We start from the raw sequence: 1,591 nt of genomic DNA on the forward strand, positions 1-1,591 counted from the left end.
GTTCACACTCACGCTGCACTTGGGGGCCGACCGATGTCGGCTGCTAAGCCGCTGACATCGGCCGGCTGCTCTATTCATACCAACGACACGGATGCAGCTGCCTTCCGCGGCTTCGGCGTGCTGCCGTCCAACCCCATATACATGCTCTCATCACGCCGCATTGCTTCGAAGCGGCGCGGCTGCCCCTCGATCGCGGCAAGGCAGTCAACGCAAGCATCATAGAAGCAGCGCTCATGCTGGTAGAACGGGGCTCCGGCTATATGCGGCGTTGGCAGTACGTTGGGATAGAAGCGGAATGGCGCGTCCGAGGGCACCGGCTCGGCGCCGAAGACATCGATCGCAGCCCTGAGGCCGCGGTTGTTGACCGCATCCCACAGCGCAGGTTCATCGACCACGGCCATGCGGCTCACGAGTACAAACAGGCCGCCGATGGGCAGAGCGTTGAAGACTGACTTGCCGATAGCCCGTAGCGAGGATTTCAGGGGTGGAATGCCTACGACGAAGATCTCCGAGGCGGCTGCGAGCTCCTCGAGTGAGGCCGTGTATGTCAACCCATGCTGTTCCGCCCGAGACGGGTCGAGCGTCGGGGCGTAGCTAGCCACCTGGCAGCCGAAACCGCTGATCAACTGGTGATACCGCCTGTTGATGGCGCCATAGCCGGCCAGCCCGACCTTTTTGCCAGCGAGATCGCCATGGATATAGGCTAACCGATCAATCTCAGATTCCTTCCAGCCGCCCGCTCTCATGAGTGCAATTGCCGTCGGAATGTCGCGCAACAGATTGAGAGTTTGAGCCACTGCAAATTCCGCAATGCTCGGCGACATCGAGCGCGAAGTCTCGATCAAGACGATCCCGCGCTCGGTGAGTGCGTCGACCGAAACGAAACTAGAGAAGCGATTGTCGTAGGTTACCCCGATTGCCCGTAGACGAGACGCGCGGTCGAGCAAAGCGTGATCCAAGGTGATGTCAGGCAGCGACCAGGGAGAAACGAGCAGAATATCCGCATCGATCAAAGCCGAAAGCAATTCGTCACGCCACGAGGGATTGCGAAGCGATAGCGTGGTGGTGGTCCCTTTGGTCTCCAGTAGGGCGGCGCCACGTTTGATCCATTCCAAGCTCAACGGGTGATCGGAAAGAATGACACTCTTCAAGTTGCTCGCGACCATTTCGATAGGCTCCTTCTTTGGTAGCATTCTTGGGTGTAGTCGAAAACCGACATGCACCTCGATAAGAGATGATGTGGCTCAGGCTGAGCGCTAGCCCGCCCGGGCCGTGATGAGACCCACTCAGCTGGCTTAAGGGTGGGCAGGCTCCGAGCGTGCCTAGTAGACGGCGAGCGTCGGCACCGTCTCGGGTGACCGCGGGGTGCTCATGATGCTGGCTGTGGCATCCCGCACGTTTGCCTCGGTTCGCTGGCGCTCCGTCTGATTTGCAAGATCCACCACCCTTTGCAGGTTCGCCGCGTACCTAAAGCCTGGTTCGACGCTCTTTCCGGTCTTCACAGCTGCGACGAAGCACGAGTAGATGTTCGTCGCCAACTCGTCGACGGCAATCTCCCTCCACACTCCGCTTGGGATGTCCTCTCCTACAC

Annotated in this window: 1 protein-coding gene and 1 pseudogene; both read right to left on the reverse strand. The window is 59.8% G+C overall.

The window, feature by feature from the left end:
* Nucleotides 1-74: 74 nt before the first annotated feature.
* Nucleotides 75-1,223: an NAD(P)-dependent oxidoreductase gene (locus EOA85_RS34915; protein ID WP_127212703.1), complete on the reverse strand. Its 1,149-nt coding sequence runs from the start codon at nucleotides 1,221-1,223 to the stop codon at nucleotides 75-77.
* A 99-nt stretch (nucleotides 1,224-1,322) separates the two neighbouring features.
* Nucleotides 1,323-1,591 (reverse strand): annotated as a pseudogene (locus EOA85_RS37930) (hypothetical protein); the annotation flags it as partial.

Source organism: Mesorhizobium sp. M5C.F.Ca.IN.020.29.1.1, from assembly GCF_003997375.1.
Lineage (GTDB): Bacteria > Pseudomonadota > Alphaproteobacteria > Rhizobiales > Rhizobiaceae > Mesorhizobium > Mesorhizobium wenxiniae.